General features: G+C 36.8%; 20 protein-coding genes. 8 read left to right on the top strand and 12 right to left on the bottom strand.

All coding sequences use genetic code 11. From position 1 onward, the window contains the following. Positions 1-8 precede the first annotated feature (8 nt). The 6 genes from ACO05S_RS10980 to hpt all read right to left on the bottom strand — a co-directional run bounded on the left by ACO05S_RS10980 (position 9) and on the right by hpt (position 7654). Complete coding sequence (locus ACO05S_RS10980; RefSeq protein WP_421918060.1) at positions 9-2624, bottom strand: DNA gyrase/topoisomerase IV subunit A; 2616 nt, start codon at positions 2622-2624, stop codon at positions 9-11. A 60-nt stretch (positions 2625-2684) separates the two neighbouring features. Then, positions 2685-4517, bottom strand: coding sequence for a DNA topoisomerase IV subunit B (locus ACO05S_RS10975; protein WP_421918059.1), 1833 nt, complete (start codon positions 4515-4517; stop codon positions 2685-2687). Positions 4518-4797: 280 nt separating this feature from the next. Beyond that, positions 4798-5490, bottom strand: a complete 693-nt coding sequence (locus tag ACO05S_RS10970; protein ID WP_421918058.1) for a phosphatase PAP2 family protein — start codon at positions 5488-5490, stop codon at positions 4798-4800. 13 nt (positions 5491-5503) lie between these two features. After that, on the bottom strand, positions 5504-6493 hold the full coding sequence (obgE, locus tag ACO05S_RS10965; protein ID WP_421918057.1) for a GTPase ObgE: 990 nt from the start codon (positions 6491-6493) through the stop codon (positions 5504-5506). Between the two features lie 12 nt (positions 6494-6505). After that, positions 6506-7111 carry an adenylate kinase gene (locus ACO05S_RS10960; protein WP_421918056.1) on the bottom strand — a complete coding sequence of 202 codons (606 nt, stop codon included), beginning with the start codon at positions 7109-7111 and terminating at the stop codon, positions 6506-6508. Between the two features lie 3 nt (positions 7112-7114). Then, positions 7115-7654 (bottom strand): hypoxanthine phosphoribosyltransferase, encoded by a 540-nt coding sequence (hpt, locus tag ACO05S_RS10955; RefSeq protein WP_421918055.1) that lies wholly within the window; start codon positions 7652-7654, stop codon positions 7115-7117. Positions 7655-7951: 297 nt separating this feature from the next. On the opposite strand from hpt, the gene purE reads away from it, so the two are divergent. From purE to ACO05S_RS10935, 4 genes are all read left to right on the top strand, one after another. Beyond that, on the top strand, positions 7952-8458 hold the full coding sequence (gene purE, locus ACO05S_RS10950) for a 5-(carboxyamino)imidazole ribonucleotide mutase (protein WP_421918054.1): 507 nt from the start codon (positions 7952-7954) through the stop codon (positions 8456-8458). Between the two features lie 213 nt (positions 8459-8671). Continuing rightward, complete coding sequence (locus ACO05S_RS10945; protein ID WP_421918053.1) at positions 8672-9484, top strand: hypothetical protein; 813 nt, start codon at positions 8672-8674, stop codon at positions 9482-9484. Between the two features lie 9 nt (positions 9485-9493). Then, a complete protein-coding gene (locus ACO05S_RS10940) occupies positions 9494-11527 on the top strand; it encodes a helix-hairpin-helix domain-containing protein (RefSeq protein ID WP_421918052.1) in 2034 nt (677 codons plus the stop codon). Between the two features lie 54 nt (positions 11528-11581). After that, a complete protein-coding gene (locus tag ACO05S_RS10935) occupies positions 11582-12058 on the top strand; it encodes a PaaI family thioesterase (protein ID WP_421918051.1) in 477 nt (158 codons plus the stop codon). A gap of 3 nt (positions 12059-12061) precedes the next feature. On the opposite strand, the gene ACO05S_RS10930 is transcribed toward ACO05S_RS10935, so the two are convergent. Then, a complete protein-coding gene (locus ACO05S_RS10930) occupies positions 12062-12967 on the bottom strand; it encodes an RluA family pseudouridine synthase (protein WP_421918050.1) in 906 nt (301 codons plus the stop codon). A gap of 544 nt (positions 12968-13511) precedes the next feature. On the opposite strand from ACO05S_RS10930, the gene ybaK reads away from it, so the two are divergent. From ybaK to ACO05S_RS10910, 4 genes are read left to right on the top strand one after another with little or no spacing between them, the layout of a single operon-like run. Continuing rightward, positions 13512-14000 carry a Cys-tRNA(Pro) deacylase gene (gene ybaK, locus ACO05S_RS10925; protein WP_421918049.1) on the top strand — a complete coding sequence of 163 codons (489 nt, stop codon included), beginning with the start codon at positions 13512-13514 and terminating at the stop codon, positions 13998-14000. Beyond that, positions 13997-14635 carry an HAD family hydrolase gene (locus tag ACO05S_RS10920; protein ID WP_421918048.1) on the top strand — a complete coding sequence of 213 codons (639 nt, stop codon included), beginning with the start codon at positions 13997-13999 and terminating at the stop codon, positions 14633-14635. Before ybaK ends, ACO05S_RS10920 begins: the two co-directional genes overlap by 4 nt. A gap of 55 nt (positions 14636-14690) precedes the next feature. Further along, positions 14691-15362, top strand: coding sequence for a DUF5020 family protein (locus ACO05S_RS10915; RefSeq protein ID WP_421918047.1), 672 nt, complete (start codon positions 14691-14693; stop codon positions 15360-15362). A gap of 25 nt (positions 15363-15387) precedes the next feature. Beyond that, on the top strand, positions 15388-16686 hold the full coding sequence (locus ACO05S_RS10910; RefSeq protein ID WP_421918046.1) for an NCS2 family permease: 1299 nt from the start codon (positions 15388-15390) through the stop codon (positions 16684-16686). Between the two features lie 967 nt (positions 16687-17653). Here ACO05S_RS10910 and ACO05S_RS10905 read toward each other — a convergent pair. The 5 genes from ACO05S_RS10905 to lipA all read right to left on the bottom strand — a co-directional run bounded on the left by ACO05S_RS10905 (position 17654) and on the right by lipA (position 24643). Continuing rightward, complete coding sequence (locus tag ACO05S_RS10905) at positions 17654-18349, bottom strand: DNA-binding domain-containing protein (RefSeq protein WP_421918045.1); 696 nt, start codon at positions 18347-18349, stop codon at positions 17654-17656. Between the two features lie 1391 nt (positions 18350-19740). After that, complete coding sequence (locus ACO05S_RS10900) at positions 19741-20976, bottom strand: uracil-xanthine permease family protein (RefSeq protein WP_421918044.1); 1236 nt, start codon at positions 20974-20976, stop codon at positions 19741-19743. 359 nt (positions 20977-21335) lie between these two features. Continuing rightward, complete coding sequence (recJ, locus tag ACO05S_RS10895; RefSeq protein WP_421918043.1) at positions 21336-23045, bottom strand: single-stranded-DNA-specific exonuclease RecJ; 1710 nt, start codon at positions 23043-23045, stop codon at positions 21336-21338. Positions 23046-23085: 40 nt separating this feature from the next. After that, the gene (gene lipB, locus ACO05S_RS10890) at positions 23086-23772 is read right to left on the bottom strand and encodes a lipoyl(octanoyl) transferase LipB (RefSeq protein WP_421918042.1); all 687 of its coding nucleotides are present in this window, start codon (positions 23770-23772) and stop codon (positions 23086-23088) included. Next, the gene (gene lipA, locus ACO05S_RS10885; protein WP_421918041.1) at positions 23765-24643 is read right to left on the bottom strand and encodes a lipoyl synthase; all 879 of its coding nucleotides are present in this window, start codon (positions 24641-24643) and stop codon (positions 23765-23767) included. Before lipA ends, lipB begins: the two co-directional genes overlap by 8 nt. Positions 24644-25112 lie beyond the last annotated feature (469 nt).

Genomic DNA, 25112 nt, shown 5'->3' with positions numbered 1-25112 from the left:
CCTCATGATTACAACTTTAATTCTATTTGATCATCACTCTCCTTGTCCTCGGATTCGTTTATCTCAAGCGTATCAATCTCTTCTTCTGTGCTTTCATCTTCGCGTGGTAATGGTTCAATCTCTTTGATAGAGTCAATTTCATAAATACTTATTCTTTTGCCTCTTGCCTTATAAGATTTAACTCCAATAAACTCTTCTCCTTCTATAATTTCATTTGGTCTGTCTACGTTTTTGCCTCCAAACGAAATTTCGAACCTAGGGTATTTTTCATCAGTAAGAATCAGCAATTTATTATCAGGATTATCTCCAACAAAACCAATTGGCTTACCATTTCCTTCCATGGTAAAGCGTTTCAAATACCAATATTCCTGATCGGCATCGTAGAATACTGCTGACCACACTTTTTCTGCCTCAAATTTTTCAATAATACTGATGTTATCTGCGTAATGATTGCTCAAATCAAAACTGGTAAAATGAAAAGATGCGGGTCTGCTTATGACAAGTATTCTGTCATCACCCAGAAATTCTCCAAGGAAATCGCCACGTTGATCGGTATTCAAACGGAGCACATCCGGATCGAACCATATCTTACGGCCGCCAAGAGTTGAAATTCCTTCGTGTTTTAAGGTAATTTTATGCACATCGTTTCTAGAAAGTATATTTCCCCTAGATGCACGACCCTTTACCGCTAAGTCAGCAAAATCAAACTCAAAGTTTAATTTCTTTAACCTTGGTTTTGGTTTTAAAACTACACGAATCACCTCTGCCTCGCCATTTGGATTGGCAGTAAAGTATAATATTCTGGACCCAGCTGTTCCTTTTGTTAGATCGTACTCCTTATCCCTTGTAATACTGGTAACTGAAAAACGCTTCACATAGCAAATACCACCTCGTCCATCGCGATAAGCGACATTATAAATGGTTCTTTTGTCGTTTTTACGGAAAACAGCTAAGTGCAATATATTCTTTCCAATGAATGATTTTTCTGTAACCTTGGTTACAAAATAAGTTCCATCTTTTCGAATAACAATAATATCATCTATATCAGAGCAATCGCAAACATACTCATCTTTCTTTAAGCTGGTTCCCATGAAACCATCTTCAAGATTGATATACAATTTTTGATTTGCCACAACAACCTTAGTTGCAACAATATTCTCGAAGTTTCTGATCTCTGTTTTTCTCTCTTTTCCTTTTCCGTATTTCTTCTTTACTGCCTGGAAATAACGAATTGTGAAAGGAATGATATTGGCAATATGAACCTTAATCTCTTCAATCTCATCTTCGATAGACTGAATAAAATCTTTCGCCTTGTCGATATCAAACTTGGAGATTCTCTTGATTTTGATCTCTGTTAAGCGAATGATGTCATCCTGGGTAACCGCTCGCATTAAATGTTTTGTGTGAGGTTTTAATCCCTTGTCAATAGTCTCCAGAACCGATTCCCAAGTTTCACATTCCTCAATATCACGATATATTCTATTCTCTATGAAAATTCTTTCTAGAGAGGCGTAATGCCAAGCCTCTTCCAATTCACGCTTGCGAATTTCCAGCTCAAGTTTTAAGAGCGCAACTGTATTGTCTGCCGATCGTTTCAGAATTTCCGATACACCAATAAATTTTGGTGTATCATCTTCGATAATACATGCATTTGGTGATATTGAAGTTTCACAATCAGTAAATGCATACAATGCATCAATGGTTTTATCCGAAGAGATACCATTTGCCAAATGAATTAGAATCTCAACATTGGCAGCTGTATTATCGTCGATCTTTTTGATTTTGATTTTCCCTTTTTCGTTGGCCTTGATAATGGAATCAATTAAACTCGACGTTGTTTTACCAAATGGAATCTCAGAAATTTTTAATGTCTTATTGTCAAGCTTCTCGATTCTCGCACGAACTTTTACTGCTCCTCCTCTTAAACCATCGTTATAACGACTCACCTCTATCATTCCGGCGGTCGGAAAATCAGGATAAAGCTCAAATTCATTGCCTTTTAAATAAGCGATACAAGCCTGAAGCAGCTCATTAAAATTATGCGGTAAAATCTTAGAAGCCAATCCCACAGCAATCCCCTCTACTCCTTGTGCCAACAACAATGGAAATTTAACCGGAAGTGTAATAGGTTCCTTATTTCTACCATCGTAAGAGAGTTTCCAATTGGTGGTTTTCGGATTAAATAAAACCTCTAAGGCAAATTTCGATAAACGAGCCTCTATGTAACGAGGGGCTGCAGAGGAATCACCTGTAAGTATATTACCCCAGTTCCCTTGAGTATCGATTAACAAATCTTTTTGTCCCAATTGAACCAATGCATCACCAATAGATGCATCGCCATGGGGATGATACTGCATGGTGTTACCAATAATGTTTGCTACTTTGTTGTAACGTCCATCATCCAATTGTTTCATGGCATGCAAAATCCTTCGCTGAACAGGTTTTAGTCCATCGTTCACATAAGGTACTGCACGTTCAAGGATTACATATGATGCATAATCAAGAAACCAATCTTGATACATACCTGATAGGTAAGTAACATTTCTCATGGCTTCTGACTTACCATTCAACTCATTTTCCAACTCCTCCGGGTTCTCCATATCTTGACTCTCTTCGCTACTCATAGAGATTTTTTGGGTTTATGATTTTAGTTCTTCGATTTGCTGATTGGGGTCAAGCAAGAATTACAACTCGTCTTTCTCAACGTATAAATTGTCGATGATGAATTCCTGCCTTTTCGGTGTATTTTTTCCCATGTAGAATTCCAACATTCCTGAAACAGAATCATCCTTTTTCATTACAACAGGGTCAAGCCTGATATCTTTTCCAATAAAGTTTTTGAATTCGTCGGGAGAAATCTCACCCAAACCCTTAAATCGGGTAATTTCAGGTTTCGCGCCCAAACGCTTCATTGCCTTTTCTCTTTCCTCTGCAGAATAACAGTAGTAAGTTTTTTTCTTGTTTCTAACCCTGAACAAAGGGGTTTGTAAAATGTAAAGATGTCCTCCCCTTACTAAATCAGGAAAGAATTGAAGAAAAAAGGTGATTAACAACAACCGGATGTGCATACCATCCACATCAGCATCTGTTGCAATAATTACGTTGTTGTAACGTAATCCTTCCATACCATCTTCAATATTTAAGGCTGCTTGCAGCAAATTAAATTCTTCATTTTCGTAAACGATCTTCTTGGTCAAACCATATGTATTCAATGGCTTTCCCTTCAAGCTAAACACAGCCTGCGTGTTTACATTTCTTGATTTTGTTATCGATCCACTTGCCGAATCACCCTCGGTAATAAAAATGGAAGTTTCTGATTTTAATTCGTGGTTAGAATTGAAATGAACTCTACAATCCCGCAATTTTCTATTGTGAAGACTTGCCTTTTTGGCTCTCTCCTTTGCTATTTTCTTAATTCCGGAAATAGCCTTACGCTCCTTCTCGTTTTCGAGAATTTTCTTGTGTAAAATATCTGCTACCTCTGGATTCTTATGCAGATAGTTATCAAAATTTGAAGTCACAAAATCCATAATAAAATTACGGACTGAAGGACCATTGGGACCAATATCTTTTGACCCTAGCTTGGTTTTGGTTTGTGATTCGAAAACCGGCTCTTCCACCTTAATACTTATGGCTGCAATAATTGAAGTACGGATATCTGAGGTATCGAAATCTTTTTTATAAAAATCACGAACTGTTTTTACCAAAGCCTCGCGAAATGCGGCCAGATGTGTACCTCCTTGGGTGGTATGCTGTCCATTCACAAAAGAATAGTATTCCTCTCCATACTGACGCCCATGAGTAAGTGCGATTTCAATATCTTCGCCTTTCATATGAACAATATTGTACAAACCTTCTGAATTCATATTTTCCGTCAAAAGATCTAACAACCCATTTCTGGAAAGGAATTTTTCTCCATTAAAGAATATCGAAAGACCTGCGTTCAGGTACACGTAATTCTTCAGCATAGTTTGGATGTATTCCGAAATAAATCTGTAATTCGGAAACATCTCCTCATCAGGATGAAAGGTAATTTTTACACCATTCTTTTCCGCTGTTGACTGAATTTCTTCTTCGTTAAGAAGAACCCCTCTTGAGAACTGAGCTTTTTTAACTTCTCCTTCTCGAAACGATTCAATCACAAAATCATCAGACAAAGCATTTACAGCCTTAATACCTACACCATTCAATCCAACCGACTTTTTAAAAGCTTTTGAATCGTACTTGGCACCGGTATTCATTTTAGAAGTAACGTCGATTACTTTACCCAAAGGAATTCCACGTCCGTAATCACGAACAACAACTTTACGATCAGTAATGGTAACTTCAATAGATTTACCAATACCCATTGCAAATTCGTCAATGGAGTTATCAATTACTTCTTTTAATAAAATATAAATACCATCATCATGGGAAGAACCATCGCCTAATTTCCCGATGTACATACCAGGACGTTTTCGGATGTGTTCTTTCCAATCAAGCGTACGTATTGAGTCTTCAGAATATTTTGCAGTCATGAAAATTTTGCGTTTTTACAAATATAGCTAAAAGAACGATTCCTTATAAAGTAGTTTATCAACAGCCTATTGAAAGACAGTTATAATCACACACTCAGAAAACAATAGGAAAACTTATTTCGCTAAAAATCAATTTAAATGCATTAAAAATCAAAACCATTCCAAATAAACGCGAGTCTTAGAATTGACAAAACTTGTAGTTCTCTGAATTTCTGAGAGCAAATTTCCTTGATTTTTTCGAAATCTGAGTTTATTAATAAATAAGCATTTGCTCAGCTTGCTAGAACAAACCGTATTTCAATAACTTTTTCACCACCAAGCAAATGGTAATCATTTCAACCGAAGCAACTCCTATTAATAACCAAGCTGAAGCATAAGATAAAGATTGAAGGTTTCTTCTACTCCGTGTTAATGGCCCTTTACGCCAGTTGGTAAACCAATGAGTTAATCGATAAACGGCATATCCCAGAATTAAGCCAAGTATCATTCCCCCAATTACATCGCCCGGAAAATGAACGCCAAGATAAATACGGGTGTAAATCACCAACATGGACCAAGTAAATATGAAAAATGTGTATAACTTATTTCTAAATAGCAGTGATGTAAAAATTGCAAATCCAAAGGAATTTGTAGCATGCGACGACACGAATCCATATTTACCGCCTTTGTATCCACTAACCAAATTTACGATTCCTTCCAAACTAGGGTCATGACTTGGTCGAAATCGTTCAAAAACATTTTTAAAGAGCTGAGTTGAAATCTGATCGCAAAGAAATATTAACACGAATGCGCCTAAAATCCACCAAAATGCTTCTTTTTGTTTTACTTTGTAGATTTGGTACAAAAACAACAGATATAAGGGAATCCAAAATTCTTTTCGGGTAAAAAACATCATTACAACATCCCAAAATGAAGAATTATGACTATTCAGCCATATAAAAAGATCTTTATCCAATTGAATCAAAGCATCCATTTGCAGTATCGTTTTATTCGTTTATTGCTTTCCAGATCATGTCCTTTAATTCCATGATTCCTTTCTGAGCCACTGAAGATATAAAAACACATGGAACATCAGGCAGATCTTGCTTTATTTCTTCCATTAATTCCTCATCCAACATATCTGATTTGGTAATGGCTAATAGTCTCTGTTTATCCAACAATTCCGGATTAAATTGTTTTAGTTCGTTTAGCAATACCTTGTATTCATTGTGAATATCATTACTATCGGAGGCTATCATGAACAAAAGGACTGAATTTCGCTCGATATGACGTAAGAAGCGCAAACCTAATCCTCTGCCTTCATGAGCTCCTTCAATAATTCCTGGGATATCGGCCATAATAAATGAACGATCGTCTCGATAGGCTACAATTCCAAGATTAGGAACCAGTGTGGTAAAATGATATTCGGCAATTTTTGGTTTTGCAGCTGAAACAACCGAAAGAAGTGTAGATTTTCCAACACTGGGAAAACCAACCAAACCAACATCTGCAAGAACTTTTAGTTCTAAAATAACCGAGCGCTCAACTCTTTCTTCTCCTGTTTGAGCATATCTTGGAGTTTGATTGGTAGATGATCTAAAATTCCAGTTTCCAAGACCACCACGTCCTCCTTTTACAAGAATTTTTTCTTCCCCATCTTCGGTAACATCAAAAATCACCTCTCCAGTTTCCGCGTCGCGAGCAAGCGTCCCCAGAGGCACTTCAATCACCTTATCTTCACCATCAAATCCTGTACTCCTGCTCTGGCTTCCCGATCCGCCATCACCAGCAAATACATGGCGACTAAATTTCAGGTGAATTAAAGTCCAAAGCTGAGCATTTGCACGAATAATGATATGGCCACCACGACCACCGTCACCACCATCAGGACCTCCTTTCATCGTTAATTTATCACGATGAAGATGTGTTGAGCCATTTCCACCAGCTCCCGATCTACAAAAAATCTTTACGTAATCAACAAAATTAGATCCCGACATAGTTTTTATTTTCTAGCTTAACTTGGAAAATTCAGGCTTAAGCGATAACTTCTCTTCTAGTAATTTCGAAATTCTTTCCAAAACCTCCTGCATAGATCCCATGGCATTAACAGAAAAATATACTCCCGCTTTTTTATATTCTTCTGCAATTGGCGCAGTTACATCATCATATATTCGTAAACGCTTTTCGATTACTTTGCGCCCGCTATCGTCTGGTCGCCCAGAAGTTTCACCTCGTTTCAGCAAGCGCTGAATCAATTCCTCTTCTTCTACCTTTAGCTCGATCACAATATCAACAATACTATTTCGCTTGGCAAGCACATCTGCAAATACTGGAATCTGACCAACATGCCTAGGCATTCCATCATAAACAAATCCTTTTGCCTTGTTATTTGAATCGATAAATTTCTCTACAATACGATATGCCAACTTATCGGGAAAAAAGTTACCCCCATCAATTAATCGCTTAGCTTCCAACCCTTCTGGGGTAGCTTTTTTAATTTCCTCTCTACAAACATCTCCTGTGGACAAGTGAATTAACCCAAACTTTTCTTGTAATAATTTCGACTGCGTCCCTTTTCCCGACCCCGGAGGCCCAAACAAAACAATATTCAACATTATTTACTCAATTACTGTATAGATATCCGGCAGATTTCTTCCCATTCCATCATAGTCCAATCCTCTGCCAACAATAAAATCATTAGGAATATCCATACCTACATAGTGTAATTTCACATCTCTTATTAATGCGTCTGGTTTAAACAGCATGGTTGCTACCAAAATTTCTTTCGCTTCATAGCCTTTAATTTGCTCAAGCGTATTCGAAATTGTGATTCCTGTATCAACAATATCCTCTAATAACACAACTGTACGATCTTTCAAATCTTCGGTAAAGCCCATTAATTTTTTTACTTTTCCTGTGGTATTGGTTCCCTCGTACGACGACAAACGCATAAAGGTTATTTGTGAATTCTCAACAGTAATTTGTTTCATCAAATCTGATGCAAACATGAATGAACCATTTAAAATGCAGATGAACAAAGGATCTTTTCCTGCCAATTCCTTATTCATTTTTTCAGCCATTTGGGCTATTACTTTATCAATTTCCTCAGCAGGAATCGATACTCGAAATTCTCGATCAAGAAGTTTTACAGTTTTCATTGGTCTTTAATAATTTGTCTTTGTTGTCCGATTTCCCTCCATCAAAAAACTTCGAATTATCGGATGATTAAGGCGGATGCCCTAAGCTATCGTTATTGCAATATTATCTATCTTCGAATCAGTAAATAAAAAATGTTTCAACTCCACATGGAACATACATATTTTTTTTTCATTTTTACGCCAATAAATTAGCGACAGATGCAGGTTCTCAATTTAGAATTAAAACAATTTCTGATTTGGCTGCAAAAGTACAATTTTTTGTCATTTTATTTATTAAATCCACGAAATTAAAAGCATATGAAAGCAAAAGTAAGCATTATAATGGGCAGCACATCCGATCTGCCAGTCATGGAAAAAGCAGCAAAAGTTCTAAACGATTTTAAAATCCCTTTCGAGATCAACGCATTATCTGCACACAGAACTCCGGAACAAGTTGAAAAATTTGCTAAAAATGCTAAAGAAAATGGTATTCAAGCAATCATTGCCGGCGCAGGAATGGCGGCTCATTTACCAGGTGTAATTGCTGCAATGACTACGATTCCTGTTATTGGAGTTCCAATTAAAGCATCACTTGATGGAATGGATGCTCTTTTAAGTATTGCTCAAATGCCTCCAGGAATTCCGGTGGCAACTGTTGCTATTAACGGAGCAATGAATGCGGGTATTTTAGCAGCACAAATTCTTGCTGTTGGTGATGAAAAATTACAAGAAGCTGTAATTGATTTTAAAGAAGGATTGAAAGATAAAATCGTTAAAGCAAACGATGAGCTGTCGACTGTTAAGTACGACTACAAAACCAACTAAAAAAGCATAATCCCTTTTATTAAAATAAATCTGCATTTCGTTATGATGTGCAGATTTTTTTTATAATTTAAACACAACTTTTATTCAACCACAGGCCAAACAGCCTAAGCAAGTTTACTATTCAGAGCGTATTTATAAGAAATTTAGAATTAAGAAGAACTACTGTTTATCTTGATTTTACTTTTTCGAACAGTAATTATTTACAAATTTACAATGCGCAAACTAGTATTATTAAGTCTTCTTATTTCCTCTTTTAAAGTTTTCGGCACAACAGAAAACAGGCCCGCCGGGGCAAGATCATTTGCAATGGGTAATGCATTTGTTGCTGTTTACGATGAGTGGTCTGGTTTCCACAATCCTGCCGCACTAGCACTTTTAACGAAAAAATCCTTTGGTGCATATTACGAAAACAGATTCTCGAACAAAGAACTTAGCTCCAAATCATTACACGTAAACATACCTGGTAAACTTGGTACATTTGCCGGAGTTTATACACAATACGGCTTTGATCTTTATAAAGAATCCAAACTTGGAATTGCATATGCCAAAGCTTTAGGTAAAAATTTCTGGGCCGGATTACTATTCAATCAATTAAAAAAAGAGCTGAAAGCGGAATACGGATCACAATCAAAATACACATTTGAGATTGGTCTGTTAGCCAAAATCAGTCCTAACTTTTATTTGGGCTTCCAAGTTTCGAATCCAACGCAGGAAAGATTCCAAACCTGGGATTACGATGATAAAATTTCCACCACTGGAAGCTTAGGATTTTCATGGGTTTTATCCAATGGCTCGATAATTAGTTCTGAAGTTTTTAAAGACATAGATCAAGACTTACAAATAAAAACAGGAATAGAATATCCTGTAAACAAAAAGCTATTTCTACGAGCTGGTTTCTACAATCATCCCAATTCTGCAAGCATGGGTTTCGGATTTAGTTTTCCCCATTTTAAAGCGAATATTGCATTTGCTCGCCATCCCGTTTTGGGGTATACTCCTTCTGCCGACCTAAGCTTCCAATTCTAAACCCATATCATGAAACATTTACGAATCAAAATACTATTTGTGATTATGCTATCATGCACTCTGGTATCTCAATCACAAAATACAACTAGCGAACAAGACTTAATTGAACGAATTATCGAAAATATTGCCGAACAGGAAGAAGAAAATTCAGATTACACCAATCTTTTAGAAGAAATTACCCGACTAACACAAAACCCATTAAACATTAATACAGCAAGTTTTTACGAACTACAAAAACTCCACCTTCTTAATCGAAATCAGATAGAACAATTGTTAAAGTACAGGGATGAAAATGGAGAAATCTTAAGTATTTACGAATTGCAGTTAATAAACGGTTTTTCATCTGATTTGGTTCGAATAATTGCTCCAATGATCGCAAGCAAAACAAATTTAAAATCACAAGATTCAAAATCAGGGAAACATCTTCTTCTGTTGCGAACAGAGCACAATTTCGAAAAAGAAGCAGGTTACACCTCTACCAAGGTGAACTCAAAATATTTGGGAGATTCATGGAAATATTACAGCAGATATCAACTGCAAGATCCTAAATCCGGCATAAATTTCGGCTTTACCGCCGAGAACGATAAAGGTGAACCTTTCTTTAAAGATGATAATCAAAATGGCTTTGATTTCTATTCCATTCATCTTCAAAAACAATTTAGGGGATTTATTCAACAAATCAATTTGGGCGACTACCAAATTAAGTTTGGGCAAGGCTTAAGTTTATGGACCGGAATGGGAGGAAATAAATCTTCTTTTACCACTCAAAATGCTCGAAAATATCAAGGGATTAGAGCATATAAATCAAGCGACGAAAATCGTTTTTTTAGAGGTGCTTCTATTCTTGTTGCTCCAACAAAAGGAGTCAATCTGGCTGCCTTCGGATCGTTAAAGAAGATTGATGCAAGCACCAAATCTGATACTATTTCATCATTTGTATCCAGAATTGTAAATACCGGACTACACCGAAATCGCAATGAACTAAACAAAAAAGATGCTTTAGAAGAAAAACTGCTTGGAGGATATCTTATGTGGAACTTAAAGAGCAGCGAATTTGGCATTTGTTATGTTTATTACTCTTTCTCGCCTGAAATTAAAATCCAAGAAAAAGCTTATTCTACATATAACTTTCGGGGGCAAGACAATTACAACTTAAGCTTCACCTACCAAAGCCAAATCAACCACATCCATCTTTTTGCCGAAGTTGCCAAATCGAAATCGGGAGGCTTAGGCATTTTGCAAGCTGCAAATATTCAAATTCACCCACAATTGAGCCTAGAAGCCATATACCGAAAATATGACAAAGACTATCATGCACTCTTCGCTAATTCATTTTCGGAACAAAGTAGAAATCAAAACGAGGAAGGTTTGTATTTTGGTATTGATTTTCATCCTTTTCCAAAGTGGACGATTAAAGCATACTACGATCAGTTTGAGTTTCCCTGGCTAAGACAGTCCGCCAACTCACCAAGCAAAGGACACGAGTATTTTTCGGAAATAGAATACACCCAAAACGAAAAGCTATCGGTGTATTTTAGGTACAAACAAGAAAACAAAGCAGATAATATGCCTTCTAGCTTTATCAACACTCCTGTTGAATTCGAAAAAACTCAATACCGCCTGCATTTATCATCAAAACCAGCAACAAATTGGGAAATTAGAAACAGAATTGAATTTTCACAATACAAGCAGGCAGAACAAAACGAAAACGGCTTTCTAATTTATCAGGATTTGATTTATCATTTTCCTGAATTCCCCCTAAATATTAGTTTACGTTACGCACTGTTTGATACCGATTCATACAACACAAGAATTTATGCCTACGAAAACGATATCTTATACGCCTATTCCATCCCTGCCTATTACAATAAAGGAAGTCGATTTTATTTGAATCTGAATTATAAAATCAATAATAAGCTTACCCTATATGCCAGGTATGCCCAGACAAAATACTCGAAAAGTGAACGCATTGGAACCGGCACTTCTTTGATTCATGGCAATACGAAATCAGATTTCAAAGCTCAATTAAAATTCAACTTCTAGATTTTTCTCAATCAAATTCTTGTTGTACTTTCGAGCACTTAAAAATCAAGCATCATGAAAAAGATCATCAACCCATATCGTTCTACCGAAAACGGTAAATGCTTCGGCTGTTCGCCGGATAACGAGCAAGGCTTACAAATGGAATTCTTTGAAGATGGCGAGTATATTGTTTCCGAATGGGAGCCTAAAACTCACTTTTCGGGATTTAAGAATGTTCTGCACGGAGGAATACAAACCACTATTCTTGATGAGATTGCGTGTTGGGTAGTTTTTGTGAAATGCGAAACAGCAGGAGTAACTACCGCATTAAATGCCAAATTCAAAAATTCAGCTTTTACCGATAAAGGAAAACTAAGGGTTCGAGGCAGATTGGTTTCGAAGAACAAAAGATTTGCCAATATTCATGCTGAAATTACAGATCTGCAAGGAAAAGTTTGCTCGGAAGCCGAAGTGCAATACATGATTTTCCCGCAGGAAATGGCAATTAAAAAGTTTGAATATCCGGGGATTGATGCATTTTATGAGGAATAACAATTAAACCGTTTCTGTCTCAGCCTTATATTTCTCCCATCGTTTTTCTTCCATCTGCATAAATCGTTCGAATTTAGATGGAGGTTCGATAGAAATCTTCATCTCCTCGCCTGTTTCGGGGTGAGTGAATTGCAAACCCGCTGCACACAGAAACAATCCTTTTCCTTTAAGAACCTCTCCTTCCGTTCCATAAATCTTATCACCCAAAATCGGATTGCCCAGAGCTGCCATATGAATTCTTAGCTGGTGTGTTCTTCCTGTCTCGGGATACAGATCAAGCAGACTTAAAAACCTATTTCGAATTGAGGGCGAGCATTTCACCAATTCAAACGCACTTATTGCATCTTTATCATCAACTTGCATATCTATTTTCCCCTTGTTGGGCATCGATCCTATAACTACCGCCCTATACCTTTTCCTAACTGCTCTGTTCTGAAACTGCTGACCAAGTTTGGCAGATGCATCTTGAGTTTTGGCAACCAATAACAGTCCACAGGTTGGGTTATCAATGCGATGAACAGGTCTAAACACCGAAAGAGCATTTTTCCTCATCGATGGACGCAAATTAAATGGCAAAGCATTTTGAACGGTTCTAAACTGATTCCCACTAACCGAAATACCACCAGGTTTGTTCACAATCGCAATATTATCATCCTCATAAACAACCTCAAGCCTCAGTCTGTAAATCTTAGCAGGCGGAAGTTCCAGATCGCAAAGCTCAATTTTAAAGCCCGGTTTTACCCATAATCCTGTTGACGCTTGCACCCCATTTACTCTGATTAAACCACGTTTAATTGCTTTTTTTACTCCTTGATTGGTATTTATTGCAGAGAATATACCCAATGCATATTCTTGCAAACGCATACTTTCTGTTCCTTCAGGAACGATATGAGCCTCAATCACTACCATAATTCAGTTAAAACTTTACGCATCAGCAATTTATGAATAAATCACAACAAATTCACCAAAAAAATAAGTTTGTATACCCTTAGTTTAAAGTAAGGTGAGTTCGACGTTAAAGTATATAAGATATTTTTTTGAAGCCTAGTGTGAAGAGTGTTAATAAAACGAATTAAAGTTTTTGAAAATATTTTTCTTTTTACAAGGCAAGGTTTACAGGCATAGCCGTAGCTACGGCGAAAAAGCTTAACGCAGTAGAAAGGAAAATAGGTCAAAAAATTAGTTCGGGGAATTAGCATTCTTTACACTAGGGTCGAAGCACAAAACCCTTCCAATTTTAATTCATTAAAAATTAAAACTATCAAATACTTAAATTTCTAAATCACTGTAAAAACAAGCCGTCTAAAACAAATCACCAATGCAATTGAACCTGAAACAATTTTGAAATCTATTTTTTTTACTATTTTTGCCGCTCATTCAAAATATCATCTGGGAAACTGGTAATTCCTAATTTAAGAAGAGAAACTTCGAGATTGGGCCAAAAAACGAAAGGATGAAGAAAACCAATGCAGCTCGCATTTTAGATCGGGCAAACATAGAATATGCAATTATCGATTACGATACAGATCCTGTTGAACTGGGAGCTGAACGTGTAGCCGAAAAAACGGGTCAGCATATTCGTCAGATCTACAAAACACTTGTGCTTTCAGGAGACAAAACGGGAGTGATTGTAGCCTGCATACCTGGTTCATCAGAACTCAAGCTTAAAACCATTGCGCAAATCAGTGGAAACAAAAAATGCGCTATGGTTCCCATGAAAAACATTCAGGAACTTACCGGTTACATCCGTGGTGGATGTTCTCCCCTTGGCATGAAGAAAGACTACCCTATTTATCTCGATCAGTCTGCACTAGCATTAGATTACATTCTAATTAGTGCAGGAATTAGAGGCAAACAGATCAAAATAAATCCTTCCGATTTACATTCAGTAACAAAAGCATGTATTGGAGCAATCTCAAACCCTAAAATCACAGTACAATGATAGATTTTAAAAGCATAATTTGGGATTACAACGGAACAATTCTCGACGATTTAGCAATAGGAGTTCTGAGCATCAATAAAATGCTACACAAAAGAGATTTGCCTTTACTAAGCACCAAAGCTTATCGGGAAGTATTTACTTTTCCGGTAAAAAGCTATTACGAAGCAGTAGGGTTTAATTTTAAAACCGAAGATTGGGATCAAACAGCAAACGAGTATATCGAAAATTATACCTCATTACTGCCTCAATCGGCAATATTTCCGGAAGCTATCGATTTGCTTTCGCATTTTAACAAAGAGGGTAAAATGCAGTTTATCTTATCAGCCATGGAACAAAAAATGCTTGATGATTCTACTCGCAATGAGGATATCACCAAGTATTTCGAAGAAATATTAGGTATTGATAACATCTACGCAAGTTCGAAAATTGAGAATGGTTTACAATTGATGCAAAAACACAATCTACAAGCCAATGAAGTCTGTCTTTTGGGCGACACCACTCATGATTACGAAGTTGCGAAACAGTTGAAATGCAATTGCATTTTAATTGCGTCGGGGCATCAATCCTATAAAAAGTTAAAAGGAACTGGTTGCCCCAGGGTAGTCAGGCACTTAAAAGAGATCACTAAGACTTAAACAAGCATTTTATTATATTTTTTACCTATTAATTTCTATCAAACAATCATCTATTATGAAAAAATTAATTACAATCTTCGCTGTTTTGGTTTCTTTTGCTGCTAATGCACAAAACTTTCAGTTACACCGCGATTTCGACAGAGGTCAGTTTACTTCAACATTTGAAATGTTTAAGGTTGATAAATGGGGTAACACTTTTACTTTCGTTGATTTTGATTACGATGCTGAAAATGGTATCAACCAAGGTTATTATGAAATTGCACGTGTATTGAAAACAGAAAAAATGCCTATCGGTCTGCACATTGAGTATAATGGTGGTGTTGGAAATGCAGAAACTCCAATTGGTGATTTTGGTTACACTATTAACGATGCATGGATTTTCGGTTTAAACTATGCTAAAGGTGGTGCTAAATGTGGATTCTCAACTTATGCAGGTTACAAAGCGATTAAAGATGCAGGTGAAGCTAACTTCCAAATTACTGGTACTTGGTACGTAAACTTTTTCGACGGTAAAATTACTTTCTCTGGTTTTGCTGATTTATGGTCGGAAAATGCTGATGAAGATGCTGTAGGTGTTTCTGATGAATTAGTATTCTTAACTGAGCCTCAGTTCTGGTATAACGCAACAAAAAATCTTTCTTTAGGTGGCGAGATTGAAATCTCTAACAACTTTGCTGGTGACGATTTCAAAGTTCGTCCAACCCTTGCAGTGAAGTGGAATTTTTAATCAAATCATTTAAAAACAAACAATCATGTTAGATAAGTTTTTTAATATTAGCAAGCAGGGTTCCACCCTACGCACCGAGATTGTTGCCGGTATCACCACATTTATGACCATGGCATACATCCTTGCGGTTAATCCGGATATTTTAAGTGCTACCGGAATGGATAAAGGTGCTGTGTTTACAGCAACGGCAATTTCGGCTATTATAGCAACATTAGTAATGGCTTTGGTCGCCAAACTTCCTTTCGCATTGGCTCCAGGTATGGGATTGAATGCCTTCTTTGCATTTACAGTAGTATTAGGAATGGGATACAGCTGGCAATTTGCTTTAACAGCAGTATTTCTTGAAGGTATTATATTCCTTGTTCTTACAGCATTCAACATTCGAGAGCTAATCGTTAACTCCATTCCGCTAAACCTTAAACATTCGGTATCGGTAGGTATTGGACTTTTTATTGCATTTATAGGATTAAAAGGTGCTGGTGTAATTGTTGACAACCCTGCAACCTTAGTAAGTCTTGGCGATATGAAAAGTCCGAGTGTTATTGTTGGTTTAGTTGGTATCCTGCTTACAGGTATTCTTTTTGCAAGAAAGGTAAAAGGCTCTCTTTTAATCGGAATTCTTTTCTCAACCGTATTGGCTTTACTTTTAGGAGTAGCACACATGCCTGAAAATTATAAGTTTGTAAGTGTTCCTCCATCCATTTCGCCCATCTTCTTCCAGTTCGATTTCTCACAAATCTTCACCATTGATATGGCAGTTGTGCTATTCACATTCCTATTTGTAGACATGTTCGATACTGTAGGAACTTTGGTTGGTGTTGCTTCTAAAGCTGACATGTTGGATCAAGAAGGTCGTGTTCCTCGCGTAAAGCAAGCTCTTTTTGCTGATGCTGTTGGTACTTTCTTTGGATCAATCTTGGGGACTTCAACCGTAACCACTTACGTTGAGAGTGCTGCAGGTGTATCGGAAGGCGGCAAAACAGGTATGACCGCACTTGCCACCGCAGGTATGTTTGCATTGGCATTGTTATTTGCCCCGGTATTTGTCATGATTCCTTCAGCTGCAACTGCTCCAGCTTTGGTCATTGTTGGCTTATTTATGATGTCGCCAATTATAAAGGTTGACCTGAACGACTTTACCGAAGCCATTCCTGCATTCCTATGTATCATTATGATGCCATTAACTTTTAGCATTGCTGATGGTATTGTATTTGGGATGTTATCTTTCGTAATCTTAAAATTGCTTACTGGCCGTTACAAAGAAATCAGTCCGGTAATGATTGTAATCGCAGCATTGTTTATTATCAAGTTCTATTTTGCCTAATTGATAGCACAAGGTTCAAAATAGAATTTTCCATATTCAAAATCCCTCTTTACCTTATGTAGAGAGGGATTTTTGCTTAGAAAAATCGTTTTCATAAATCATTTAATACATAATTTGCATCAAATTCGCTTTATTTAAGCAATCTCAAGTTTTTTTAATCAAAGAAAACATAAGAACAAACTTCGAATTTAGCAGGTATCAATCTCGATATCAAGAACAAGAATGAAACAAATTTTTCACTTTGCTGCTGTCTAATATTAGCTAAGGATGTAATAGAGCCATCAAGCTAATCAGTCTATTTGTCTGATTTAAAACATTTAACACCCACTTTGTTCCTATTTGAGCCACACTAAATAAAATCCAGAATATATTTACAAATACTGCACATGAAGCCAAAAGGATGATTAACTGATTAAGACTTATATTCTCTATTAAACTAAGCTGTGGACTGTATGTAATTCCTTGAATGAAGTCGAAGTAAACTCCTGTTTGATATATCAACAAAACACTAAAAAGACATAAAAAAAAGTTTGATGCTCTCTTTACCCATTCTGGCCGTGGATATGTATCATCTTTAGTAAACCACTTTATTAAGGTGAGTTCGACATAAAATTCGTTCACAGTTTGATCTGATTTTGAGTAGAAATTTTATCAAATTTTCGAAGGAATATCGGGATATTTCAAGAAGATTTGAGGAAATTTATGCCTAAAGCAGACAAACACATAATGGAAAGTTCTCTTTACGACATCTTTAGGGTCGATATAATCACACCCCTAATATCGATAGTATCATGGTCAGGGTATCTATAGAATCATACCCTTGATATCGACCGTATCATGGTCAGGATATCGGTAGTATCCTACCCCTGATATCCTAACAACATGGTAGAAACAAAAACAAATAACCATAAAGCCCGCACCTTAAACACAGATACGGGCAGTTGTAAGCAAATTAAAGAAGCTGTATTTATTGCACGGTATAATATGCGGTTGATATTCCTATTCGCATCGACTTTCCAAACCTGGTAGTATTTCGAATTTCAATCCTGTATTCTCCCGGATTTAGAGCAGGAACTTTCAGCGATAGTTTCTTAGGTTCGTTCAATTTTGGCATAGAACCCTTGGTTTCAACTCCGTCGGCTTTGTTGATGAAAAATACACCTTGTCCATCTACATCCTCGTAAATCTTAAGTGCCTTGCCTTCTATTTCAAGTGCAGCTCCCGGTGTAAGAAATTCATCGATTTTCTCAGTACCCCAATCATATACTTTTTGAATAACTGGTATTTCGTTGTTAGGTTCCACATAAGTTGGCTTAATGTTTTGAGTAGCTGCCTTTAGGTTATTACATGGCACAATGCTCACATTAATACTATGACGCGATGGATCGAACCTATCATTCTCATCCTCGAAAACACCTGCGATATCCAAATTCACACTAATATAATCATCGTGATAAGCATACCCTTCGCTTACATATTGGGTAATGGTTTCCCAATACTTATCGATCACAGCCTTCGACTCCGTTTCCTTTAAAATAGAACCCGGACCAGTAAGGTCATCCAATAATTTTTTAAAGCCTCTAGGCTTTTGGTTTGTCACTTTCCCAAGTTTATCATGGGGATTGTCTTTGGTTAACATACAATCATACAAGGAGTATTCCATAATATAAAATTTAAAAAATTATTACTACATATGATATGCAAATTAAAAGCACAACACACCCGGTCTAAAAATTTCAATACATGTGTAATATTTAATAGTCATAAATTATAATTTCAAAATAATTAAATCTCTCCAATATATTAGTTGTAGTTCCTTTAATAAAATCAACACCTGAAACTAGTAAACATTAAAATGATATGCAAATTGATTTTTTATTTAGAATAATTATATGCAACACAAACATCCGAAATTCATAAGAGTTACAATGCATTTCCAGTACTTTACAAAACAAATGCGCTACAAGTGTTTTACAACACATATCAAGGGGGTTACCTTTTACAGAAAAATGGAATAAAAATAAAGTGGAATAGTAATTAAATCTTAAGAAATGAAGCAAACAAAATTTATAATAACGTGAGTTTACGCCATCATCGAATGATACACTTAAAACTATACAGGAAATAATAGAATTAATATATCCTTATAGGAACAGGAATGAAGCTTCTGATTATGTAGAAGTCTTTACTAAAGCGGATGAAAATGGAATTGCTTTAACTAAAGAGGAAATATTAAAAGAATGCAACCACCTTAGCGATCCTGTTAAAGAAATTGCAGATTCACTAAAATTCCTTTTTTTACGATAGCAGGTTAAACTTTAAAATTGTAGACTCCTTAATTAGATCATTTGGCAGAACGTCAAAAGAAATCATCTTTAAACCGAAACTTAAAAGAAAGCTACTTAACCTGAGTTCGACGTAAAATTCTATCCACAGAAAGTTATATTTGCGATAGATTTGCATTAAAAATTTGGAAAGAATAGCGGGCTATTTTGAGGAATTTTTAATATGAAGATGTCGTAAAGAGAACTTTTCATTATGTGTTTGCCTGCTTTCGGCATAAATTTCCTCAAATCTTCTTGAAATATCCCGATATTCCTTCGAATATTTGAGAAAATTTCTACTCAAAATCAGTGCAAACTGTGAACGAATTTTACCTCGAACTCACGTTACTTATTTGGTGGAGCAATTACCGATAAGGCATTAAATGATGATTAAACTCAAAATTGAAATTTGTTAATGCAGACAATGATGATAATATTCAATCTACCTGACTGAATTGTTGAATAAAGAAAATAAAGCTCTTCATTTAGATCATTTTCAAAATTTAGACCAGGGAATGATGGCGATAAATCACTTAAAACAAAGAGCATTATAAAATACCATCAATGGTTTTCTCTCAAAGAATTAAAAAAGCCCCTTCGCAGGGGCTTTATATATGAAAGGGATGTTAAGACCTAAATAAAGATTCAGGTTAACAGAATCAAATTTAATAAATTTTAACAGAATACTTATTAAAAAGGTTAATTATTTAAACAAAAACCTAACTATCAACTACTCGTCTACTTCACTTCCCTTAATAGGATTTGATTTGTCGGGCAATATCAGGTTTAATACCACGCCTACAACCGATGCCAAACCAATACCTGCCAACGAAAAGTTACCGTATGTAATTTGTGCTCCACCAATACCAACAGTAAGTACAACCGAAATAATTACTTGATTTCTGGTTTTGGTAAAATCGGTTTTGGCATCAATTAAGGTTTTTATCCCAATACCTGCTATCATACCAAATAGTAATAGCATAATTCCACCCAAAACAGCTTGGGGAATGGTTTTAAGGAATGCACTTACCTTACCAATTAATGAAAATACCAATGCAGTAACCGCAGCAATTCTCAACACCCTTGGATCAACTACCTTAGTCAATGCTATTGCACCTGTTACTTCTGAATAAGTAGTATTTGGTGGTCCACCAAAAAATCCTGCAAAAGCGGTGGCAACACCATCACCCAGCAAAGTACGGTTCAAGCCCGGTTTTTTAACAAATTCTTTGTTTGCTACTCCACCAATGGCATACATGTCACCAACATGCTCAATAATGGGAGCAAAAGCAACAGGAATCATATACATCACAGCACTCCAATTTAATTCCGGACGAACAAATTCTGGCAATGCAAACCAGGCAGCTTCCTGAATTGGAGCAAAATCAACTTTTCCTAAAATCATAGAAACCAAATATCCAACCACAATGGCAGAGAATATAGGAATCAGCTTAAGCATGCCTTTGGTATACACCACAATCAATATGGCTGTTAACAATGCAATTGAAGAGATTACCCAATCGGTTTTTGCCATATTTACAGCTACCGGAGCTAATGACAATCCTATAATCATGATGACTGGCCCAACTACAATTGAAGGGAATATCTTTTCGATTACTCGTAATCCCCATATCTTGATAATTCCGGAAACAAGTCCGTAAACCACACCAACTGCAATTAATCCAGATAATGTACCTGGCAAACCGTAGAGTTCTGTTGCAGCAACAATTGGAGCAATAAAAGCAAAGCTACTGCCTAAAAAAACAGGAACCATACCTTTTGTGATTAAATGAAAAATCAAGGTTCCGATTCCTGCTGTAAATAATGCAACTGCTGGGTCAATACCAACTAATAATGGGACGAGTACCGTTGCGCCAAAGGCAACAAAGAGAAATTGTACTCCCAAAATAATTCTTTTTGTGGGACTCTGTAATCCCGGAGCCGTAGCTTCTTGAGTAAGGATCATAAAATGGGTTTTAAAAATTCACAAATTGGCACAAAGATAATAAAAATAGAAAACAATGATCGGTTGTCAGTTGTCGGTTATCAGTTGCCGGTTATCAGTTGTCGGTTGTCGGTTATCAGGTAGACTGCAAACGGAGAGAGGACAATAAGCGATTAATGTGGGTTTAAAAGTACTGTTGGTACATCATTGCAGTGCTAAAAGCAGGCAAGTAGGCAATATAAAATTATGACCTAAATTAAGGAGTGGCTTTCAAACATCCTGTAAATGGTTATATAGCCCAGAAAATTCTAAATCTCAGCCAATAAATAACAATTATCCATTGACAACCAATAACGGATAGCTGACAACCCAAACAGCAATTAAAACTTAATATCACGCACCATTAGTTGGGTTTCTACTTTTCCCATGTATTCGTTCTCTTGCAAGGAGTAGCAAACATCAAATGGTGAGCCGCTGGAAATTTTTGGGTAAAGATTACCCATAGAAAAAGCAATTCCTCCTTTTACATCACCTTCACGTATATCATCAACAACCGATAATTTAAGGTGCTCTTTATTTCTACCAACGGGTCGACTGTAGCCATAGTCAACTACATTTTCGCTGATAAAAACAGGAGTCATATTTTTGGGTCCGAATGGTTCGAATTGCTTTAACACACGAAAAAACTTAGGTGTAATATCCGATAGTTTAATGCTCGCATCTACCTTTATCTGGGGGATCAACATATCTTCGGTAATGTGATCGCAAACGTACTCTTCGAATCGTTGCTGGAATATCCCAACATTCTCAATTTTCATTGTAAGACCTGCGGCATATTTGTGTCCTCCAAAATTTTCGAGCAAATCGCTACAAGAAGATATGGCATTGTATAAATCAAAACCATCAACCGAGCGAGCACTACCTGTTGCAAATCCATTCGACTCGGTAAGAATTACGGTTGGCTTGTAATAGGTTTCGATCATTCGCGATGCCACAATTCCTATTACACCCTTGTGCCAGTTGCGATCGAACAAAACCGTACTTTTCTTTTGCAACAAGGATTTGCTTTTTGCAACACGCTGCAAAGCATCATCGGTAATGCTGTGATCCAGCTCTTTACGATCTTCATTTAATCCGTTAATGGTATCGCCAATTAAAGTTGCCGCTTGTTCCCTTTCGGCGATTAGCAATTGAACGGCTCGATTTCCCGACTGAATGCGCCCGGCTGCATTAATTCTAGGTCCTATTTTAAAGACAATATCGTTAACGCTTAAATCCTTGGTAACGCCAGCCAGTTTCAATATTGTTTTTAATCCCAAACGGGGATTTTCATTCAAGCGTTTTAATCCAAAGTAAGTTAACACCCTGTTCTCACCTGTAATTGGAACGATATCTGAGGCAATACTCACCGCCAACAAATCTAGCAAAGGAATTAGAGTTTCGAACTCCCAATTTTTACGAGCAGCCAAGCCCTGCATCAGCTTAAAGCCAACTCCACAACCCGAAAGAACATCACAGGGATATTGGCAATCACTTCTTTTGGGATCGAGCACTGCCACTGCATTAGGCAAATTTTCATCGGGTGTATGATGATCGCAAATGATAAAATCAACACCTTTATTGCTAGCATAGGCAATTTTTTCTACCGCTTTAATTCCACAATCTAATGCAATCACTAAACTCACTTTATGCTCTGCTGCATAATCAATTCCTGTTTTAGAGATCCCATAGCCTTCCGAATAGCGATCGGGAATATAATAATCTATAAAATCGAAATGCGATTTTAAATAAGAATAAACAAGAGCTACCGAAGTTGTTCCATCAACATCGTAATCGCCATATACCATCACACGCTCTTGCTTCTCCATGGCATCAACCAAGCGGTCAACCGCTTTACTCATATCATTCATTAGGAATGGATCGTGCAAATCATCAAGACTGGGCCGAAAAAAAGCCTTGGCCATTTCGAAGCTTGTGACTCCTCTCTGAACTAACAGATTGGCAATCACCTGGTCAACACCCAATGATTCCATCAGTGCGCCAACCGTTTCTTCATCGCCCGGCTCATTTATTACCCATCTTTTTTCCATACCCAAGATTTTAGCTAGCCAAATTAGTCAATTTCCAGCTTCATATCAAAAAGTTTGCGATATGATTCCTTAGGTTATGTTTTACCTCTTCTATATCAAGCTCTTTACCCAATTCTTTTTTTAATGAGCTAACACCTTTATCAACAAAACCACAAGGATTTATGTAATCAAAATACTTTAAATCGGTATTTACATTAAATGCAAAACCATGCATACTTACCCATCGGCTTACACGCACACCTATCGCACAAATCTTTCTAACCCTTGGTGTATCTACATCTAGCCACACTCCTGTTGCACCATCAAGCCTACTTCCTTCCAATCCATAATCGGCAATACAATTCATAATTGCTTGCTCAAGTGTCTCGATGTATTTTTTGATTCCCATATCATAGGTTTCCAGGTTTAAAATTGGATAGCCTACAATTTGTCCCGGGCCATGGTAAGTGATATCGCCACCACGATTTATTTTATGAAAACTTGCTTCTTTTGCTTGCAACTGCAACATATTAAGCAACATATTCTGCTCTTTGCCGCTCTTCCCCAATGTATAAACATGCGGATGCTCACAAAAAAGCAGATAGTTGTTGGTAAGATTTTTTTCCTCGACAGGAAGGTGGGCATTTGCCTGTTTCGATTGCAATACTTCCTGAAATAAGTTTTCTTGATAGTCCCAGGCTTTGGGATAGTCAATTGAGCCCAGATCTCTGAAAATAGTATTAATCATTTTTTAAAGCCTGCTTTAAATTAAGCGCATTTACATGTCGCTCTGCATGATATGACGAACGAACAAGCGGAGTACTTTCTACAAATGCAAAACCTTTCTGTAGGCCTACTTGTTCATATTTTTTAAATGTTTCCGGTGTAATGTACTCTTTCAATTCAAGATGTTTTCGGGTGGGTTGCAAGTACTGCCCAATGGTCATTACCCTTACGCCTACCGCCAACAAATCATCCATGGTCTGATAGATCTCCTCTTCAGTTTCACCTAGTCCCAGCATAATTCCCGATTTGGCAACAATTCCTGAATCAGCAATTTGCTTCAACACCTTTAGACTCACATCATATTTTGCGCGACTTCTCACCTCGGGAGTTAACCTGCGAACCGTTTCCAAATTATGAGATATCACTTCAGGATTCTCATTGATTACACGATCTACATCTTCTTGCTTCCCATTAAAATCGGGAATCAAAACCTCCAAAGTAGTAGCTGGAGTACTTGCTTTTATTTCTCTGATACATTCTGCCCAAATGCGCGATCCTCCATCTTCCAGATCATCGCGATCTACCGAAGTAAGCACCGCATGCTTTAGATTCATTAGTTTTATCGAACGCGCCAAACGCTTTGGCTCTTTTGTATCAACAGCAAGAGGCTTTCCTGTGGGTACGTTACAAAATTTACATGCCCGGGTACAAATATTTCCCAGAATCATAAAAGTTGCTGTTCCATTCCCCCAGCATTCTCCAACATTCGGACATTTACCGCTCGAACAAATTGTATGTAATCCATGCTCTTTAACAATACCATTTACATAGGCATAATCATCACCTTTTGGCAGCTGTATTTTAAGCCAATCAGGCTTTCTTTTTATCTTCATCTCAACTCCTTCTTATTTCAATCAACAACCAGAACAACAGCCGATTATCAACACAAAATCCACAACACCTAAAAAAATACACCATAACATTTCAATTCATGCAAAGGTATTCGAAAGGATCGAATATGTGTTTAAAATCAAGCTGTTTTTAATATGATTTCACACGCGATAGTTATTTGTATTCAATCTAAATACCATCATTTATCCTGCAATAATATAAAATAATAAGAGTTTTATCACGAGATGAGCCTTAAATTGTTCTGTGAATTTTGAGTTTAGCCAAGGTAAAAAGTACAGACACAGCCTTAGCTATAGAGATCTCTTTTAAGGAAGAATAAACTATAACGAACCAAAGAAGGAGGCTTATTTCATAAAAAAACGGTATAACACCCATTCAACAATTCCTATTCGGTTCCATATGTGTTTTTCAATGATGAATATTGAATAAACCTGACTTTCTGTAGCGTAT

The organism is Marinifilum sp. (assembly GCF_965230805.1).
Lineage (GTDB): Bacteria > Bacteroidota > Bacteroidia > Bacteroidales > Marinifilaceae > Marinifilum.
Note: the sequence above shows the minus strand (reverse complement) of the source record. Positions and strands in the feature narration are given on the sequence as shown.

Coding starts and splice junctions, on each gene's coding strand:
- ACO05S_RS10980 (WP_421918060.1), bottom strand. CDS start 2,624: ATGAGTAGCGAAGAGAGTCAAGATATGGAGAACCCGGAGGAGTTGGAA.
- ACO05S_RS10975 (WP_421918059.1), bottom strand. CDS start 4,517: ATGACTGCAAAATATTCTGAAGACTCAATACGTACGCTTGATTGGAAA.
- ACO05S_RS10970 (WP_421918058.1), bottom strand. CDS start 5,490: ATGGATGCTTTGATTCAATTGGATAAAGATCTTTTTATATGGCTGAAT.
- obgE (WP_421918057.1), bottom strand. CDS start 6,493: ATGTCGGGATCTAATTTTGTTGATTACGTAAAGATTTTTTGTAGATCG.
- ACO05S_RS10960 (WP_421918056.1), bottom strand. CDS start 7,111: ATGTTGAATATTGTTTTGTTTGGGCCTCCGGGGTCGGGAAAAGGGACG.
- hpt (WP_421918055.1), bottom strand. CDS start 7,654: ATGAAAACTGTAAAACTTCTTGATCGAGAATTTCGAGTATCGATTCCT.
- purE (WP_421918054.1), top strand. CDS start 7,952: ATGAAAGCAAAAGTAAGCATTATAATGGGCAGCACATCCGATCTGCCA.
- ACO05S_RS10945 (WP_421918053.1), top strand. CDS start 8,672: ATGCGCAAACTAGTATTATTAAGTCTTCTTATTTCCTCTTTTAAAGTT.
- ACO05S_RS10940 (WP_421918052.1), top strand. CDS start 9,494: ATGAAACATTTACGAATCAAAATACTATTTGTGATTATGCTATCATGC.
- ACO05S_RS10935 (WP_421918051.1), top strand. CDS start 11,582: ATGAAAAAGATCATCAACCCATATCGTTCTACCGAAAACGGTAAATGC.
- ACO05S_RS10930 (WP_421918050.1), bottom strand. CDS start 12,967: ATGGTAGTGATTGAGGCTCATATCGTTCCTGAAGGAACAGAAAGTATG.
- ybaK (WP_421918049.1), top strand. CDS start 13,512: ATGAAGAAAACCAATGCAGCTCGCATTTTAGATCGGGCAAACATAGAA.
- ACO05S_RS10920 (WP_421918048.1), top strand. CDS start 13,997: ATGATAGATTTTAAAAGCATAATTTGGGATTACAACGGAACAATTCTC.
- ACO05S_RS10915 (WP_421918047.1), top strand. CDS start 14,691: ATGAAAAAATTAATTACAATCTTCGCTGTTTTGGTTTCTTTTGCTGCT.
- ACO05S_RS10910 (WP_421918046.1), top strand. CDS start 15,388: ATGTTAGATAAGTTTTTTAATATTAGCAAGCAGGGTTCCACCCTACGC.
- ACO05S_RS10905 (WP_421918045.1), bottom strand. CDS start 18,349: ATGGAATACTCCTTGTATGATTGTATGTTAACCAAAGACAATCCCCAT.
- ACO05S_RS10900 (WP_421918044.1), bottom strand. CDS start 20,976: ATGATCCTTACTCAAGAAGCTACGGCTCCGGGATTACAGAGTCCCACA.
- recJ (WP_421918043.1), bottom strand. CDS start 23,045: ATGGAAAAAAGATGGGTAATAAATGAGCCGGGCGATGAAGAAACGGTT.
- lipB (WP_421918042.1), bottom strand. CDS start 23,772: ATGATTAATACTATTTTCAGAGATCTGGGCTCAATTGACTATCCCAAA.
- lipA (WP_421918041.1), bottom strand. CDS start 24,643: ATGAAGATAAAAAGAAAGCCTGATTGGCTTAAAATACAGCTGCCAAAA.